We start from the raw sequence: 15,592 nt of genomic DNA on the forward strand, positions 1-15,592 counted from the left end.
TCTCACTCCTCGCTCGGGTGCCACCAGGGGTCGGCGGCGTGGGATCGGTTGACCAGGAAGGCCCGGCGGCGCAGGAAGCGGCCGATGGAGGCGGCGCCCATGCGCGAGCCGCCGAGGCCGGAGAGGCGGAAGGAGTGCTTCTCGCCCTCGTGCACGAGCGCGGTCAGGGCGGCGTCGTTGACGCTGATCGCGCCCGCCCTGATCCGGGCGGCGACGGCCAGCGCGCGCTCCTCCGAGCCGGCGAAGACGGCCGCCGACAGGCCGTAGACCGAGTCGTTGGCCAGCGCCACCGCGTGGTCGGCGTGGTCGGCCGCCATGACGGGCAGCACCGGCCCGAACGTCTCCTCGGTCATGACGAGCATCGAGTGGTCGACGCGCGACAGCACGGCGGGCCGGAACCAGTGGCCGCCGCCGTGGCGCTCGGCCGTGCCGCCGGTGTGCACGACGGCGCCCTTGGCCACCGCGTCGGCCAGGTGGGCGGCGATCACGTCCTCCCGGCCGGGCCCGATGATCGGCCCGATCGGCCCGCCCTCGCAGGTCAGCCCCACCTTGGCGGCCTTGCCGGCCAGCAGGTCCAGGAACTCGTCGTGCACCGGCCGCTCGACGTAGATCCGCTCGATCGACTGGCAGGACTGCCCGGCGTTGGCCGTGCCGCCCCACAGCACGGCCGAGGCCGCCCGGTCCAGGTCGGCGCCGGCCAGCACGATCGCCGGGTCCTTGCCGCCCAGCTCCAGGAAGGCCGGCACGAACGCGCGGGCGGCGGCCTCGGCCACCAGCCGCCCGGTCGGCACGCTGCCGGTGAACACGACGGCGTCGGCCAGCCCGACCAGCGCGGCGCCCGTCTCGCCGTCGCCCTCGACGACGCGCAGCGGCAGGTCGTCAGGCACCAGCCGCATCAGCGGCTCGATGAAGCGCGGCGTCACCTCGCTCGGCTTGACCAGCACCGGGCACCCGGCGGCCAGCGCCGGCACCGCGTCGATGAGGCCGAGCAGCAGCGGGAAGTTCCACGGGCTGATCACCCCCACCAGGTCGTACGGGACCGCGTCGCCGCCGACGAAGACGCCGGGCAGCGAGGCGGGGAACTCGGCCGGGGGCTCCAGCAGCGCGGGCGCGGCCCGTACCCATCGGTCGACGAGACCGGCCACGATCTGCCGCTCCAGCACCGACTCGGCGACCCGCCCGGTGTCGGCCACCAGCGCCGCGAGCAGGTCGTCGTCGGCGGCGATCGCCTGCCCGAACCGGGTCAGGACGGGACCGCGCCCGGCGGCCCGCCACGCGGGGGCGAGCGCGCGCAGCTCGGCCGCCGTGGCGGCGAGCCGGTCCGGCGGGACGGGCGCGGGCGGCCGGTCCGGCCGCCCGGTGAGCGGGTTCCTGATCACGACAGGGCCGTGCCCCGGACTGCGGCCATGCTGCGTGCTCCCTCGGACTGGAGGCGATCCGCCGCCATTGTGATCATGCCGGCGGCGGCGCGTCAACGGCTTCAGCCGCTCCAGCCCGGCACCGCGGTCCTGATGTTGAGTGCGTGCTCGACCAGGTGGATGAGCGCGCCCTTGACCGAGTCCTTGGAGCGGGCGTCCAGCCGGATCAGCGGGATGTGCGGGGCCAGCGTGAGCGCGTCGCGGACCTCGCTGTCGCTGTGCGGGTACTGCCCGTCCCAGCCGTTGACGCCGACGATGAAGGGGAGCTGCGCCTCCTCGAAGTAGTCGATGGCCGGGAAGCTGTCGGCCAGCCGCCGGGTGTCGACCAGCACGACCGCGCCGATGGCGCCGCGCACCAGGTCGTCCCACATGAACCAGAACCGGTGCTGCCCCGGCGTGCCGAACAGATAGAGGATGAGGTCACGGTCGAGCGACACCCGGCCGAAGTCCATCGCCACGGTGGTGGTGGACTTCAGCGGCGTCATGCCGAGGTCGTCGATGCCCGCCGAGGCGTCGGTCATCACGGCCTCGGTGGTCAACGGCATGATCTCCGAAACGGCCCCCACGAACGTCGTCTTCCCCACGCCGAACCCACCGGCCACCACGATCTTCGTCGAAGTCAGACCCACGCCCGAACTAGAGCCTGCGTAGTCCACTGAGCACCCTCTCCAGCAAGTCGACATCCGGCTGACCGGCGTCCAGCGCGGGCTGGTGCACGCGCACCAGGCCCTCCGCCGCCATATCCGCGATCAGCACGCGAACCACTCCCAGCGGGATCCGCAGCAGGGCGGAGACCTCGGCCACCGAGCGCACCTGCCGGCAGAGCTGGGAGATCGCCTGGTATTCCGGCGTGATGTGCGAGAACTCCCGGTGCTCGGCCGTCGCCGACGACACCAGCGCCTCCATCGCCAGCTTGACCCGGGGGGCCGTGCGGCCCCCCGTCACCGCGTACGGCCGCACCGGCGAGGCCGGGTCGGCCTGCAGCCGCGGCTGGGACTCCGGCTCCCAGCCGCCGCTGTTCCATCGTGGATCCGTCACCACATCACCTGGTCTGGGACGCGCGCAGCTCCGCGCGCACCGCCGGCGTGAGCACCTGTCCGGCGCGCTCGACCATCAACGTCATCTGGTACGCCACCAGTCCCATGTCGCAGTCGGGAGCGGCCAGCACGGCCAGGCAGGACCCGTCCGAGATGGACATGATCAGCATGAGCCCGCGCTGCATCTCCACGATCGTCTGGTTGACCGCGCCGCCCTCGAACACCCGCGCCGCCCCCGCGGTGAGCGACACGAGCCCGGAGGCGATCGCGGCGAGCTGGTCGGCCCGGTCCGCCGGGAACCCCGACGAGGCCGCCAGCGGCAGCCCGTCGGACGACACCACCACCGCGTGCGCGACACCGGGGACGGTGCTCACGAAATCGGTGATCAACCAGTCCACGCCACGGGCGGCATGGCTCAGCTCGTTCATGATTCCTCCTCGCGGCCTTCCCCGCCGTCCGCGGAGCGGGGCGGCGGGCCGAATCCGGGTCCGGCGTTCGCGCGGCCGCCGTTGATGTCGTCGCGGGCGGCGCGGAAGCCCTGCTGGAAACTGGACAGCCGGGAGCGCACCCGGTCCGGCGACACGGACGGCACCGGCGAGACGCCCGACGGGGCCGTCGCGGTCTCGGCCGAGCCGGGCACCAGGTTGGCCTTCGGCACCCGTTTCGGCAGCCCGGCGGCCGTCGCGCCGTCGCGCACGGGCTCGACCACGGCCTTGGCGGCCGACCAGCCCTCGTCCGCCTTGGACGAGCTCCAGCTCGCGCTGCCGCCCCGCTCGAACCAGGCCGACTCGACCGCCGCGTAGATCGGCAGGTACTCGTCACCGGCGGAGGCGGGCTTGCCGGCCGGGCTCTCCGGCTCGGGGAGGTCGTACCTGGGCCGTTCCGGCGGCAGCGGCGGGTCGGGACGCTCGGCCTGCGTCCAGTCGCCGAGCTGCGGGCCGGGCGTCGGCCGCCGGGGCAGCGGCGGCGAGCCCGACGAGCCGTTCCAGCCCCCGGAGCTGCCGGCGCCGGGCGGGCGCGGGGGCATCCACACGTCGGCGGAGTCGAAGCCGCCGCTGTTGCCGCTGTTGCCGCGCGGGTCGGCGGGCCAGCCGCTGCCGGTGAGGCCGCGCTGCTCGGGCGGCCAGGGCGGGGCGGGCCAGCCGGGGCCCTCCGGGTTGGACGGATAGGAAGGGTAGGAGGGGTGGCCGGGGCCGAGCTGGTAGGGCATGGGCGCCGGCTGCGGTCCGGTGTAGGGCTCCTCCTGCGGGCCGCTGGACGCGCCGGCCAGCGCGGGCGACTGGGCGAGCAGCGACTCGGGCACCAGCACCATCGCGGTGAGCCCGCCCGCGCCGTGCGGCCTGAGCTGGACGCGGATGCCGTGCCGGTGGGCCAGCCTGGCGACCACGAACAGGCCCATCCGCCGCGACACCGACACGTCCATGCTGGGCGCGTCGGTCAGCCGGTCGTTGGCCTGGGCCAGCTCCTCCGGCGTCATGCCGATGCCGGAGTCGGTGATGGACAGCATGACGCCGCCGCCGTCGATCCTGCTCCCGGACAGCGAGACGCGCGTCTCCCTGGGCGAGAACGACAGGGCGTTCTCCACCAGCTCGGCCAGCAGGTGGATGATGTCGTTGACGGCCTGGCCGGCGATCGAGATGCCGTCGGGGACCTGGAGCAGGACCCGCTCGTAGTTCTCGACCTCCGACAGGGAGGCGCGGGCGACGTCGACGAGCTTGACCGGCTGGCTCCACCGGCGCGGCGGGTCCTGGCCGGCGAGGACCAGCAGGTTCTCGCTGTTGCGACGCATGCGGGTCGCCAGGTGGTCCAGCTTGAACAGGTTGCCCAGCCGCTGCTCGTCCTGCTCGCCCTGCTCCAGCCCGTCGATCAGGGTGATCTGACGCTCCACCAGCGTCTGCGAACGCCGTGAAAGATTCACGAACATCGCGTTCACGTTCGAGCGCAGACGGGACTCCTCCCCCGCCAGGCGGACCGCCTCGCGGTGCACCTCGTCGAACGCCCGCGCCACCTCGCCGATCTCGTCGTGGGTGGTGACGCCGATCGGCGCGACCGCCGGGACCGCGCCGTCGCCGCTCTCGCGCAGCGTCCGCACGGTCTCGGGCAGCCGCTTGCCCGCCACCTCCAGCGCCTCGCCCCGCAGCTTGCGCAGCGGCCTGATCAGCGAGCGGGCGATGAGCGAGATGATCGCGATCACCACGGCCAGCAGGATCAGGATGAGCACGCCGGAGATGAGCGCCGACCTGTTGGCCGCGTCCTCCAGCGCGCGGGCGCGCAGGATGACGGAGGCGGACATGCTCTTCTCCACGTTCCGCAACGCGTCGATCTTGCCGGTGCTCACGTCGAACCAGGTGGCCACGTCGCGGCTGCCGATGCTGAGCGGCTTGTTCTCCGCCGACTGGGCCATCGCCCGCAGCGTGAACAGGTCGGTCTGGTCGATGTCGCGGCCGACGACGGTGTTGCGGTAGAGCTCCAGCTGATCCTGCGTGGCCAGCGTGCCGAACAGGGTCACCTCGCTCTCCTCACGCGCCTTGGCGGCGGTGAGCGAGTCGAGCTCGCCCGCGTCGAACGCCTTGTTGTCCAGGGCTCCGGCCAGGATGCCGCGCTGCTTGGACGACTGGGCCTTGGCCCGGGCGATCGCGGCCATCGCGCCGGCGCTGTGCGCGACCTGCTCGTCCACCGCCACCTGGCCGACCTGGTCGTGGAACTGCACGAGCGCGGCGATGATCTGGGTGTACTTCTCGATCATCGGCAGGGGCTGGATCTTGCCCTTGACCGCCGTCTCACGCAGCGCGGAGATCTCCTCCAGGCGGCGCAGGACGGGTCGTACGGCGTCACCGTGCGAGTCGTTGATCGCCTGGGCGCTCCGCTTGGCCTCCCCGATGAGGTCGTCGACTCCGGCGTAGGTGCCTCTGAGCTGTGGCTCCTTGGCCGGAGGTCGCCCCTGGGCGATGTAGAGCGCGGTCTCGTCCCTCTCGGAGGCGAGGTCGTGGCTGACGGCGCCGAGGCTCTCGCTGAACTCGGCGACCTCTCTGAGTGTCTGGTAGGTGTTGGCGTCGCTGAGCGAGGTGACCACGTTCAGGCCACCCAGCGCGACCGCCACCGCCGTCGGGACCACGATCAGCGCGACGAGGCGTGATCGGACATGCCAGTTGCCCAGGCCGAATCTGGCCGGCCGGGGCACCTTGCGCTTCTGATGGCCGTGCGGCTCGTGGTCAACGGAAGCACCAGCGCTCTGCGTACTCACTGCTTTCGCAACCTCTCGCCCCTGAGGGGGATCTCGATGACCGTGGGGGGCACTATGTGAAATCGAGATGAGGGCCTTTTGAGCATACGGCGACTACCACCACCAAACACTATGAATTCAGCATTGACTCATTCATTGGGTATTTGTCCCAACAAAAGATCGCTCGCCATCGCCACAGACAGCCCCGCCTGTCGCCCCTCCCTTCACTCACGGCACGGCTCTCACGAACCACACCAAATCAGGCAAAAGCACCTAGACTGGAAATTCATGGGGTCATTGACCACGATATAGCGCCAAACTGACCTTGCAACCACAGATGTTATTTTTGCGATGATGACGCCCCATGTGGTGCTACCGTCAGTGCTTGTTGTGCGTACGGCACACGTCCCGTGAGTAACAGCACCCCCCTACCCCTCCAGGCTCCACACCCCCCCTCGTGAAAGGAGTCCCCGACATGAGGCTTGCCCGTTCCAGCAGAGTCGCCGTCATCGGGTTTGCCCTGGCGCTGGGAATCGCCGCCTGCACCGCCGAGCCGGAGTCCGCCGCTCCGAAGTCCTCCACCGCCGCCGACGCGGGCGGCCTGGAGAAGACGGAGCTCAAGGTCGCGGGCCTGCCGGCCATCGACACCGCGGCCATGTACGTGGCCATTGACCAGAAGCTCTTCGAGAAGGAAGGACTCAAGGTCACGCCGCAAATCGTCCAGGCGTCGCCCGAGGCCATTCCGATGTTGCTCAACGGTGAGATCGACGCCATGTTCGGCAATTACGTGTCGATGTTCCAGGCCCACGACCAAGGCGCGCTGAAGCTGCGCATCCTGGCCGAAGGCTCCCGCGCGGCCCCGGACTCCCTGAGCATCATGGCTTTGCCTGATTCGCCGATCAGGTCGCCGAAGGACCTCGAAGGCAAGACGATCAACGTGAACGTTCTGCACAATTTCCAGGAGCTCGCGCTCACGCAGGTCCTGAAGGCCAACAACATCGATCCGGCGAAGATCAAGTACGTTCAGGTGACGTTCCAGAACATCATGCCCGCCTGGCAGAAGGGCCAGCTCGACGCGGCCTATCTCGGCGAGCCGATGGTCACCGCCGCGACCTCGTCAATGGGCGCCAGAAAGATCCTGGATCCGGCCTCAGGACCCGCGGCCGAATTCCCCATTTCCGGCTATGTCAGTACTCAGGAATGGTACGACAAATATCCCAAGACAGCCGCGGCGTTCCAGCGCGCCCTCCACAACGCCGCCAAGCTCATGGAGAACAACCGTGAGGTGGTGGCCGACGTGCTGCCCAACTTCACCCAGATCGACAAGGCCACAGCCGCGACCGTGACGTTCCCCTTGTTCTCCAGCTCCGACAACCCGGTGCGGCTGCAGCGGGTCGCCGACTGGATGCACGAAGCCAAGTGGCTCACCAAGGAGATCGACGTCGCCTCGCTGATGTCCCCCACCACGTCAGGGTGAGCGCGCCCGCCCTCGTCCGCGACCGCCCGAACACGGCCACCGCACGGTGGACGCGCCGGGCGGCCGGGGCACTCGTCTTCGCCGCCCTGTTCGAAGCGCTCGGCCGGGCCGAGCTCGTCTCCGCCGCCTTCCTGCCGCCCGCCTCGGAGATCCTCCAGCGGGCCGGCGGGCTGCTCCTCGACCCCGCCTTCCGCGCCCACGCCGCCACCAGCATGCTCGCCTGGGCCATCGGCCTCGGCATCGCCGCCCTCGTCGCCGTCCCGCTCGGCCTGCTGCTCGGCAGCGTCCCGGTGATCGACTCCGCCACCCGGGCCATCGTCGAGTTCATGCGGCCCATCCCGTCGGTGGCCCTCATCCCGCTGGTGGCCCTCGTCATCGGCACCGGCCTGCAGCTCCGCGTCACCCTGGTGATCTACGCGGCGCTGTGGCCCATCCTCTACAACACGATGTACGGCCTGCGCGGCGTCGACCCCGTCGCCAAGGAGACCCTCAGGTCGTACGGATTCGGCCCGCTGGCAGTGCTGTGGCGGGTCTCGCTGCCCTCGGCGGCGCCGTTCATCATGACGGGCTTCAGGCTGGCCACCGGCGTCGCGCTCATCCTGACCGTGAGCACCGAGATCGTCGCCGGGCGGGGAGAGGGCGTCGGCGTGTTCATCTACTTCGCGGGCATCGCCGTACCGGCGCGCATGGACGACATCCTGGCCGGGGTCGTCTGGGTCGGGCTGTTCGGCGTCGTGGTCAACGCCCTCCTGGTGGCCGCCGAGCGCAGGCTCTTCCGCTGGCACCACGCCCGGAACGGAGGCCTCTCATGACCGCCCCACCGCCCCCGGCCCGCGGCCGCTTCCCCGACTCCGCCCACCCCACCCGCACCCCGGACGCCAACCCACCCCTCCCCACCCCGTCCCCTGACCACCCCCACATCACCCCGCCCGACGAGGACCGGTCCCCCAACGCAGGCGGACGGCATGCCCCTACCCGCCCTGGCGAGGACCCCGAGCCCGCAAACGGCGCGGGCAACGGCGGGGGGAGGCGCGTCGCCGGTGACCCCACCGGCGAGGGCCGCCCCGGCGGGCGACATGGCCGCACCCAGGCCGTGCAGCGCGAGGGCGACGGACCCTCGGGCGAGCCGCCCGAGGGCGGACGCGCCCGGCCCGACAGGGGCCAAGCCGACGTAGCACGGGCCGGCGGGCGGCATGGCCGCGCCCAGCCCGGTACCGGGCAGCGCGAGACCGACGGACCCGCGAGCGGGCCGCCCGATGGCGGAGGCAACCGAGCCCGGGGCGACCTGATCGGTCAGGGGCGGGCTGCAGGGCGGCGGGGTCGTCAGGGAATGGCGGGGCGGGTTTGGCGGGTGGTGGCTTCCCGGTGGTTGCTGCTCGTGGTGCTGGTGGCCGTGTGGGAGTGGGCCACGCGGGCGGCCGGGAGCGCGTTCTTCCCGCCGCCGTCGACGATCGCGACGCGGATGCACGCCATGTGGTTCTCCGGCCCGCCCGACCGGTTGTTCCTGACCGAGCTGGCCGTGGAGAACGTGCTGCCGAGCCTGGGCCGGATGGCCGGTGGGCTGGTGGGCGGGGCGGCGGCCGGGGTGGCGCTCGGGCTGGCGCTGGGCCTGTCGGCGCGGGTGTACGACTATCTCGACGGCGTGCTGCAGTTTCTGCGGGCGATCCCGCCGCCGGCGTTGGTGACGGTGTTCCTGGTGGTGTTCGGGTTCGGGCTGAAGATGCAGCTCGCGTTCATCATGTTCAGCATCGTGTGGCCGGTGCTGCTCAACACGGCTGACGGGGCGCGTTCGGTGGAGCCGCTGCATCTGGACACCGGGCAGGCGTTCCGGCTGTCGCGGGCCGAACGGGTCTTCCGGATCGTGCTGCCGTCGGCGCTGCCGAAGATCTTCGCCGGGCTGCGGCTGGCCCTGTCGCTGTCGCTGATCGTGACCGTGTTCGCGGAGCTGCTGCCGGGCACCACGAACGGCATCGGCTTCCAGCTCACCGTGGCCTACTCCTCGTTCAACCTGCCGGCGATGTGGGCGGGCATCGTGCTGCTCGGCATTCTCGGCTATCTGCTCAACGAGTTGTTCCTGCTCGTGGAGCGGCGGGTGCTGGCCTGGCACCATCACGAGCGGCGGCTGGAGACCTGACGTGGCGGCTGTGGGGCGGGTCCATGGGCGGCGTGTCGATCCCCCAGGAGGAGATCCAGGTGGGCACGATCGCGAGCCAGACCGGCTCGAAGCGGTTGTCGAGCCGGTCGCCGCCGTCGGGGTGGACGCGGCCGATGCCGTGGACGGCGACGCCGCGCGGCCCGTCGGGGGTGAAGTCGTCGACGACGAGCGCGAGCTGGTCGTTCTCCTCGACGTGCTGCCGGTAGAGGCGGTGGCGGGGGCCGCCGGGCAGCCGCAGCGAGCCGACGCCGATCACCAGGGGCCGTTCGCCGTCCGGGGACCCGTTGCCGCCCGCGCGGTCGCCTCCGAGCTGGACGCCGAGGTGGATGCGGACGGGTACGACGTGGGGCGCCCCGGCGGCCGTGGCCGTCGCCAGCCTCGCCAGGTCGTGTTCGCGCAGGTAAGCGAGCTCCGCCTCGCTGAAGCCGTCCATCAGGTCCTTCACACTACAGACAGATGAGAGCAATAAACAGAAGAAATGGGGCAGAGCACCTCTTCCTTACCATGTGCAAGGAATGTCCCCTTCGATAGAGTCGCCGTGTTATCTCTGGACCCATCCCTAGGAAATCCCTTGCTCGAGATAGACAACCTCACCCACGTCTACGGTGGCGGCGGACCGAACGAGCACCACGCCATCGACGGGCTCAACCTCAGCGTGGCCGAGGGCGAGCTGCTGTGCATCGTCGGGCCGTCCGGATGCGGGAAGTCCACGCTGCTGCGGTCCATCGCCGGGCTCATCACCCCCACCGGCGGGCAGATCAAGGTCGACGGCGTGCTGGTGAAGCAGACGCCCGACAATCTGGCCGTGGTTTTCCAGGATTACAGCCGTTCGCTGTTTCCGTGGATGTCGGTGGCCGACAATGTGGCGCTGCCGTTGCGGCGCAAGGGCATGGACAAGAAGGCGCGCCGCGAGGCCGCCCAGGAGGCGCTGGAGTCGGTCGGCCTGTCCGAGGCCGGGCGCAAATACCCGTTCCAGCTTTCGGGCGGCATGCAGCAGCGGGTGGCGATCGCCCGCGCGCTGGCGTACCGGCCGAAGCTGATGCTGATGGACGAGCCGTTCGGGTCGGTCGACGCGCAGACCCGCGAGGACCTCGAGGACCTCGTGCTGAAGGTGCGCAGCCACCACCAGATGACGATCGTGCTCATCACGCACGACATCGACGAGAGCGTCTACGTGGGCGACCGCGTGGTGGTGCTGTCCAAGGCGCCCGCGCACGTGGTGGGCGACCTCAAGGTCGAGCTGCCCGAGCCCCGCGACCAGATCTCCACGCGGGAGCACCACGACTTCGTGCACCTGCGCGCCGAGGTCGGCCGCCTGGTCCGCGGCCACTCCCTCACCCACTGAGAGGGCGTACCGACCTGAAAAGGGCCCGCTGACGCCGCGTGCCGCCGGACCTGAGGTCTGGCGGCACGGCGGGCGGGACTGCGACGGTCAGGCCGGGGCGTGCATGTGGCGGGCCAGCGCGTGCTCGACCAGCGTGATCAGCGTGGCCTTGACCGAGTCGCGGGAGCGGGCGTCCAGGCGGACGATGGGCGTGTGGCCGCCCAGCGAGAGCGCCTCACGCACCTCCTCCTCCGCGTGCGCGAACTGCCCGTCCCAGCCGTTGATCCCGATGATGAACGGCAGCTTCGCCTCTTCGAAGTAGTCGATGGCCGGGAAGCTGTCGGCCAGCCGGCGGGTGTCGACCAGCACGACGGCCCCGATGGCGCCGCGTACGAGGTCGTCCCACATGAACCAGAACCGGTGCTGTCCTGGCGTGCCGAACAGGTAGAGGATCAGCTCCCTGTCCAGCGACACCCGGCCGAAGTCCATGGCCACGGTCGTCGTCGTCTTGTTCGGCGTGAGCGAGACGTCGTCCACTCCGGCCGACGCGTCCGTCATCACCGCCTCCGTGGTGAGCGGCAGGATCTCGGACACCGCCTTCACGAACGTCGTCTTGCCCACGCCGAAGCCGCCGGCCACGACGATCTTCGTCGAGGTTAGGCCGGGGCTAGAGCCTGCGAAGTCCACTGAGCACCCTTTCGAGCAGGTTGAGGTCCGGCTTGCCCGCGTCCAGAGCAGGCTGGTGCACGCGGATCAGGCCTTCCGACGCCATGTCGGCGATCAGCACCCGGACCACCCCGAGAGGCTGCCGTAAAAGGGCGGAGATCTCAGCAACCGACCGAACGTTCCGTGTCAGTTGGATGATCGCCTGATATTCCGGACTTAGTAGGGAAATGTCTTGGTATTCGGACGTCACGGAGGACACCAGCGCCTCCATGGCGAACTTCATCCGCGGGGCCGTACGCCCCCCGGTCACGGCGTAAGGCCGTACCAGGGAACTTGATTTCGGCGCACGGGGAGCCGACGGATGCGGCGGAGTGCTATCACCAGCCCAACCCTGACCTGACACCATGATCTCCTGTCACCGCCCGTCTAGCGGGGGCGGGCCGCCTGCAGTTCTGCGCGTACGGCCGGCGTGAGCACCTGCCCGGCACGCTCGACCAGCAGCGTCATCTGGTAGGCCACCAGGCCCATGTCACAGTCGGGCGCGGCCAGCACGGCCAGGCACGAGCCGTCGCTGATCGACATGATCATCAACAGCCCGCGCTGCATCTCGATGACGGTCTGGGTCACCATCCCGCCCTCGAACACGCGCGCCGCGCCCTGGGTCAAGCTGATCACGCCCGAGGCCACCGCGGCGAGCTGGTCGGCCCGGTCCTTGGGGAACCCCTCGGAGAAGGCCAGCGGAAGGCCGTCGGACGACACCACCACGGTGTGCGCGACACCGGGCACGTTGTTGACGAAATCAGTGATCAGCCAGTTGATGCCACGCGCTCCCTGGCTCAGCTCTCTCATTTCTCCTCCTCATTCTCTTCTCCGCGAGTGAACGCGCGGCCTTGCCGTACACCTTGCTGGAAGCTGGACAGCCGGCTCCGCAGGCGCTCAGGAGAGATCTGCGGCGCCGGTGAGGTGACCGGCGGTTCCGCGAGGCTGGCCGTACCCGGCACCAGGTTGGCCTTGGGCACGCGGCGCGGCAGGCCGGATGCGGTGGTGCCGGCCTGGGCGGGCTTGGCCGCCGCCTCGGCGGCCTGCCAGCCGCTGTCAGCGGGAGAGGACCATGAGGCGCCGGCGCCCGACTGGCCCGGCCGGCGCTGCGGCAGCGCCGACCTTCCGGCGGACGCTGACGGCGCCGACGGCGCGGCGGGCTCGGCGGCCAGGGGCGCGGGCGCCGGGGACTCCGGCTCGGCCGCCTCGGCGGGCGCGGCCGGCTCCGAGGGGTCGGGCCGGCGGAACCAGTCGGAGCCCACCGAGGAGAAGATCGGCAGGAACTCCTCGCTCTGCTCCTCCATGGGCGAGCTGCGCACCACGGGAAGCGGGCCGGTCAGGTCCTGGGAGGAGTAGTCGCCGGGACCGAACGGGTTGTAGCCGGCGTCGCCGGGCTTGGGGCCCTCGGCGAACGACGGCCAGGGCCGGTCGTCGTCCCCGAACGCGGACCTGCCGGGCTCGGCCCCGAAGGCGGCGTCGCGGCGCGGCAGCTCCTCGCGGCGCGGCAGGTCCTCGCCGAACGAGTCGCGGCGGGGCAGCTCGTCGCCGAGGGGGTCGCGGCGCGGGAGCGGGTCGGCGAAGGACGTCCAGCGGCTCTCGTCCTGCTGGGGGTCCTGCTTCATCGCGGGCGGCTCGGTCGCGAACGACGGCCAGCGCGGCTCGTCCTGCTGGAGGGGCGGCGGCTCCTCGGCGAAGGACGGCCAGCGCGGCTCCTCCTTCGCCGCCGGCGGCTCCTCGGCGAACGAGGACCAGCGCGGCTCCTCCTTCATCGGGGGCGGCTCGGTGGCGAACGACGGCCAGCGCGGCTCCTCCTGCTGCTGCGCGGGCACCTGCGGAGCCTGCGCCGGGGCCGGCGGGGGCTGCTCGGCGAAGGACGGCCAGGGCTGGTCCTGCCGGGTCTCCTGCGCGGGCGGCTCGCCGAACGACGGCCACGCCTCGCCGCCGCCCGGCGCGGGCAGCGATCCGGGCCACTCGGTGTCCACCGGCACGTCGCGCGTGCCGCGCACGTCGGTGGTCTCGAAGCCGGCCGGCGCGGCGTAGACGCCGGTGCCGTTGCTCGCCGCGGCCGGCTGGCCGGCGTCGAACTGGCCCGACTCGAACATGCCGGGGTCGAAGCTGGTGAACGCGTCGTACTGGGAGCGCGGCTGCGGGCCGCCGGCGGGCTGGGAGCCGACGAGCAACATGTCGGGCAGCAGCACCAGGGCGGTCAGGCCGTTGCGCTCGCGCATCTTGAGCTGGACGCGGATGCCGTGGCGCAGGGCCAGGCGGCCGACCACGAACAGGCCCATGCGGCGCGAGACGGCGACGTCCACGACCGGCGGGTTGGCCAGGCGCCAGTTGGCCTCGGCCAGCTCCTCGGGGCTCATGCCGATGCCCAGGTCGTTGATCGTCACGAGCACGCCGCCCTCGGTGGGGTTGCTGGTGACCTGGACCTTGCTCTCGCGGGGGGAGAACGAGATGGCGTTCTCGATCAGCTCGGCCAGCAGGTGGACGGCGTCGGTGACGGCCGGGCCGGCGACCTGGGTGCTGGACGGGATCTGGATCTGGACCCGCTCGTAGCCCTCGACCTCCGACAGCGAGGCGCGGGCGACGTCGACGAGCGGGACCGGCTCGCTCCACTTGCGCGCGGCCTCCTGGCCGGCCAGAACCAGCAGGTTCTCGCTGTTGCGGCGCATGCGGGTGGCCAGGTGGTCCAGGCGGAACAGGTTGGCGAGCCGGTTCTCGTCCTCCTCGCCCTGCTCCAGGCCCTCGATGAGCTGGAGCTGCCGTTCGACCAGCGTCTGGCTGCGGCGCGAGAGGTTGACGAACATGGCGTTGACGTTGGCGCGCAGCTTGGCCTCGTCGCCGGCCAGCCGGATCGCCTCGCGGTGGACCTCGTCGAAGGCCCGGGCCACTTCCCCGATCTCGTCGCGGGTGTTGACGCCGACCGACGGCACGTCGGGCACCTCGGCGCTGTCGCCGGACTCGCGCAGCACGCGGACCGTCTCCGGCAGCCGCGTGGTGGCGACCTGGAGGGCCTCGGCGCGCAGCCGGCGCAGCGGGCGCACGAGCGAACCGGCCACCCGGGTGGTGATCACCAGGACGAGGAGGAGCAGGACCAGGATGGTCGCGCCGGAGATGATGGCGTTGCGCTGCTCGCTGTCGCTGAGCTCACGGGTCTGGGTCACGACGCGGGTCGCCAGGCCGTCCTCGACCTTGCGCATGGCGTTGGTGGTCAGCAGCGTGCTGTTGTACCAGACGTTGATGTCCTGGCGGGTGGTGTTGTCCAGGTCCCGGATGGTGTCGTACTCGCGCAGCTGGGCCAGGGCGCGCTGGCGCATGGCGTCGGCGCGGTCGATCTGCTGGCCGCGCACGTTCTGCCGGTAGGCGCGCAGGTCCTGCTCGCCGGCTTCCTGCTCGAACCGGGCCAGCTCGTCCTGCTGGCGGTTCCAGGAGCCGAGGAAGTCGGAGAGGTCGTCGTTGTCGAGGCTGCGCTGCTCCAGGGCCACGATGAGGATGCCCTGCTGGCGGGAGACCTCTTCCTTGACGCGCTGGATGGCGGCCAGGGCGGCGACGTCACCCTGGAGGGCGTCGTCGGTGACGCCCTCGCTCAGGTCGTCCTGGAGCGCGCCCAGGACCTCGATGAGCGTCGACAGCGTGCTGATCGTGGCGCGCGGCGGGGTGCTCTCGCCGACCATGGACTTGCGCAGACCGTCGAGGCCGTTGAGCCAGCGGCGGATCTCCTCGACCTGGCTGCGGACACGCGCGGAGTGGGAGGCGTCGATCGCGGCGGAGGCGTCGAGGACCTTCTTCAGCGCGGAATCGACCGTTCCACGCTGAGTGCGGAGCTGGGCCAGGCGGCCGGCGCGGCGGCCGTCGGACAGGTACCACGCGGTGAGCGTGCGCTCCTTGCCCAGCTCGTGGGAGAGCGCCCCGACCCGCTGCACGAGCTCGGCCACCTGGGTGAGGCGGCGGTACTCGGCGCTGGTGCCGATGGCGCTGGCCAGCTGAAGGCCGGCGAGCAGCACGCCGACGACCGTGGGGATGAGGATCAGGGCGACCAGCCGCGAGCGCACGCGCCAGTTGGCCAGCCGGAACCGTCCGCCTGTGTACTCCCCCGGCCTCGTGTGCTTGGGGTTTTCCGTCCTCACTGACTCTCGCAACCTCTCGCCGTAACGTGCTCGAAGAAAATCAGACACGCGTGTGGCGCATGGGATTCTGCCGGGCTGGGTAATTGGAACACAACCCGTACCAGATCGGCCAACCGAACATAT

At 71.1% G+C, this 15,592-nt stretch carries 14 protein-coding genes; 4 read left to right on the forward strand and 10 right to left on the reverse strand.

Annotated features, from left to right (window positions below; translation table 11 throughout):
• Positions 1-2: 2 nt before the first annotated feature.
• From AB0J53_RS35340 to AB0J53_RS35360, 5 genes are all read right to left on the reverse strand, one after another.
• On the reverse strand, positions 3-1,379 hold the full coding sequence (locus tag AB0J53_RS35340) for an aldehyde dehydrogenase family protein (RefSeq protein ID WP_364180373.1): 1,377 nt from the start codon (positions 1,377-1,379) through the stop codon (positions 3-5).
• A gap of 101 nt (positions 1,380-1,480) precedes the next feature.
• Positions 1,481-2,041 (reverse strand): ATP/GTP-binding protein, encoded by a 561-nt coding sequence (locus AB0J53_RS35345; protein WP_219512166.1) that lies wholly within the window; start codon positions 2,039-2,041, stop codon positions 1,481-1,483.
• Positions 2,042-2,054: 13 nt separating this feature from the next.
• Positions 2,055-2,402 carry a DUF742 domain-containing protein gene (locus AB0J53_RS35350; protein ID WP_049565051.1) on the reverse strand — a complete coding sequence of 116 codons (348 nt, stop codon included), beginning with the start codon at positions 2,400-2,402 and terminating at the stop codon, positions 2,055-2,057.
• 58 nt (positions 2,403-2,460) lie between these two features.
• On the reverse strand, positions 2,461-2,883 hold the full coding sequence (locus AB0J53_RS35355) for a roadblock/LC7 domain-containing protein (RefSeq protein ID WP_219512126.1): 423 nt from the start codon (positions 2,881-2,883) through the stop codon (positions 2,461-2,463).
• Positions 2,880-5,636, reverse strand: a complete 2,757-nt coding sequence (locus AB0J53_RS35360) for a nitrate- and nitrite sensing domain-containing protein (RefSeq protein ID WP_364180375.1) — start codon at positions 5,634-5,636, stop codon at positions 2,880-2,882. Before AB0J53_RS35360 ends, AB0J53_RS35355 begins: the two co-directional genes overlap by 4 nt.
• Before the next feature lie 517 nt (positions 5,637-6,153).
• On the opposite strand from AB0J53_RS35360, the gene AB0J53_RS35365 reads away from it, so the two are divergent.
• From AB0J53_RS35365 to AB0J53_RS35375, 3 genes are all read left to right on the forward strand, one after another.
• Positions 6,154-7,155: an ABC transporter substrate-binding protein gene (locus tag AB0J53_RS35365; RefSeq protein ID WP_219512136.1), complete on the forward strand. Its 1,002-nt coding sequence runs from the start codon at positions 6,154-6,156 to the stop codon at positions 7,153-7,155.
• Positions 7,152-7,967 carry an ABC transporter permease gene (locus AB0J53_RS35370; protein WP_364180378.1) on the forward strand — a complete coding sequence of 272 codons (816 nt, stop codon included), beginning with the start codon at positions 7,152-7,154 and terminating at the stop codon, positions 7,965-7,967. Before AB0J53_RS35365 ends, AB0J53_RS35370 begins: the two co-directional genes overlap by 4 nt.
• A gap of 539 nt (positions 7,968-8,506) precedes the next feature.
• Complete coding sequence (locus AB0J53_RS35375; RefSeq protein ID WP_364180380.1) at positions 8,507-9,289, forward strand: ABC transporter permease; 783 nt, start codon at positions 8,507-8,509, stop codon at positions 9,287-9,289.
• Here AB0J53_RS35375 and AB0J53_RS35380 read toward each other — a convergent pair.
• Entirely contained in the window at positions 9,216-9,743 is a 528-nt protein-coding gene (locus AB0J53_RS35380) for a pyridoxamine 5'-phosphate oxidase family protein (protein WP_219518123.1), read from the reverse strand. The genes AB0J53_RS35375 and AB0J53_RS35380 overlap by 74 nt on opposite strands.
• A 138-nt stretch (positions 9,744-9,881) precedes the next feature.
• On the opposite strand from AB0J53_RS35380, the gene AB0J53_RS35385 reads away from it, so the two are divergent.
• Positions 9,882-10,655 (forward strand): ABC transporter ATP-binding protein, encoded by a 774-nt coding sequence (locus AB0J53_RS35385; protein WP_219518122.1) that lies wholly within the window; start codon positions 9,882-9,884, stop codon positions 10,653-10,655.
• Between the two features lie 87 nt (positions 10,656-10,742).
• Here the strand turns inward: AB0J53_RS35385 and AB0J53_RS35390 are convergent, their stop codons facing one another.
• Genes AB0J53_RS35390 through AB0J53_RS35405 form a run of 4 tightly spaced genes read right to left on the reverse strand, consistent with a single transcriptional unit; the run spans position 10,743 to position 15,469 of the window.
• Entirely contained in the window at positions 10,743-11,321 is a 579-nt protein-coding gene (locus AB0J53_RS35390; protein ID WP_219518121.1) for an ATP/GTP-binding protein, read from the reverse strand.
• A complete protein-coding gene (locus tag AB0J53_RS35395) occupies positions 11,302-11,706 on the reverse strand; it encodes a DUF742 domain-containing protein (RefSeq protein WP_246646842.1) in 405 nt (134 codons plus the stop codon). The genes AB0J53_RS35390 and AB0J53_RS35395 overlap by 20 nt, the downstream gene beginning before the upstream one ends.
• 20 nt (positions 11,707-11,726) lie before the next feature.
• Positions 11,727-12,140, reverse strand: coding sequence for a roadblock/LC7 domain-containing protein (locus AB0J53_RS35400; RefSeq protein WP_197093780.1), 414 nt, complete (start codon positions 12,138-12,140; stop codon positions 11,727-11,729).
• Between the two features lie 5 nt (positions 12,141-12,145).
• The gene (locus tag AB0J53_RS35405) at positions 12,146-15,469 is read right to left on the reverse strand and encodes a nitrate- and nitrite sensing domain-containing protein (protein ID WP_364180384.1); all 3,324 of its coding nucleotides are present in this window, start codon (positions 15,467-15,469) and stop codon (positions 12,146-12,148) included.
• Positions 15,470-15,592: the final 123 nt, after the last annotated feature.

This window comes from Nonomuraea sp. NPDC049725, from assembly GCF_040674795.1.
GTDB lineage: Bacteria > Actinomycetota > Actinomycetes > Streptosporangiales > Streptosporangiaceae > Nonomuraea > Nonomuraea ceibae.

Excerpts from the sequence above, each read along its gene's own strand:
- AB0J53_RS35365 (WP_219512136.1), top strand. The coding sequence starts at position 6,154 with ATGAGGCTTGCCCGTTCCAGCAGAGTCGCCGTCATCGGGTTTGCCCTG.
- AB0J53_RS35355 (WP_219512126.1), bottom strand. The coding sequence starts at position 2,883 with ATGAACGAGCTGAGCCATGCCGCCCGTGGCGTGGACTGGTTGATCACC.
- AB0J53_RS35395 (WP_246646842.1), bottom strand. The coding sequence starts at position 11,706 with ATGGTGTCAGGTCAGGGTTGGGCTGGTGATAGCACTCCGCCGCATCCG.
- AB0J53_RS35380 (WP_219518123.1), bottom strand. The coding sequence starts at position 9,743 with ATGGACGGCTTCAGCGAGGCGGAGCTCGCTTACCTGCGCGAACACGAC.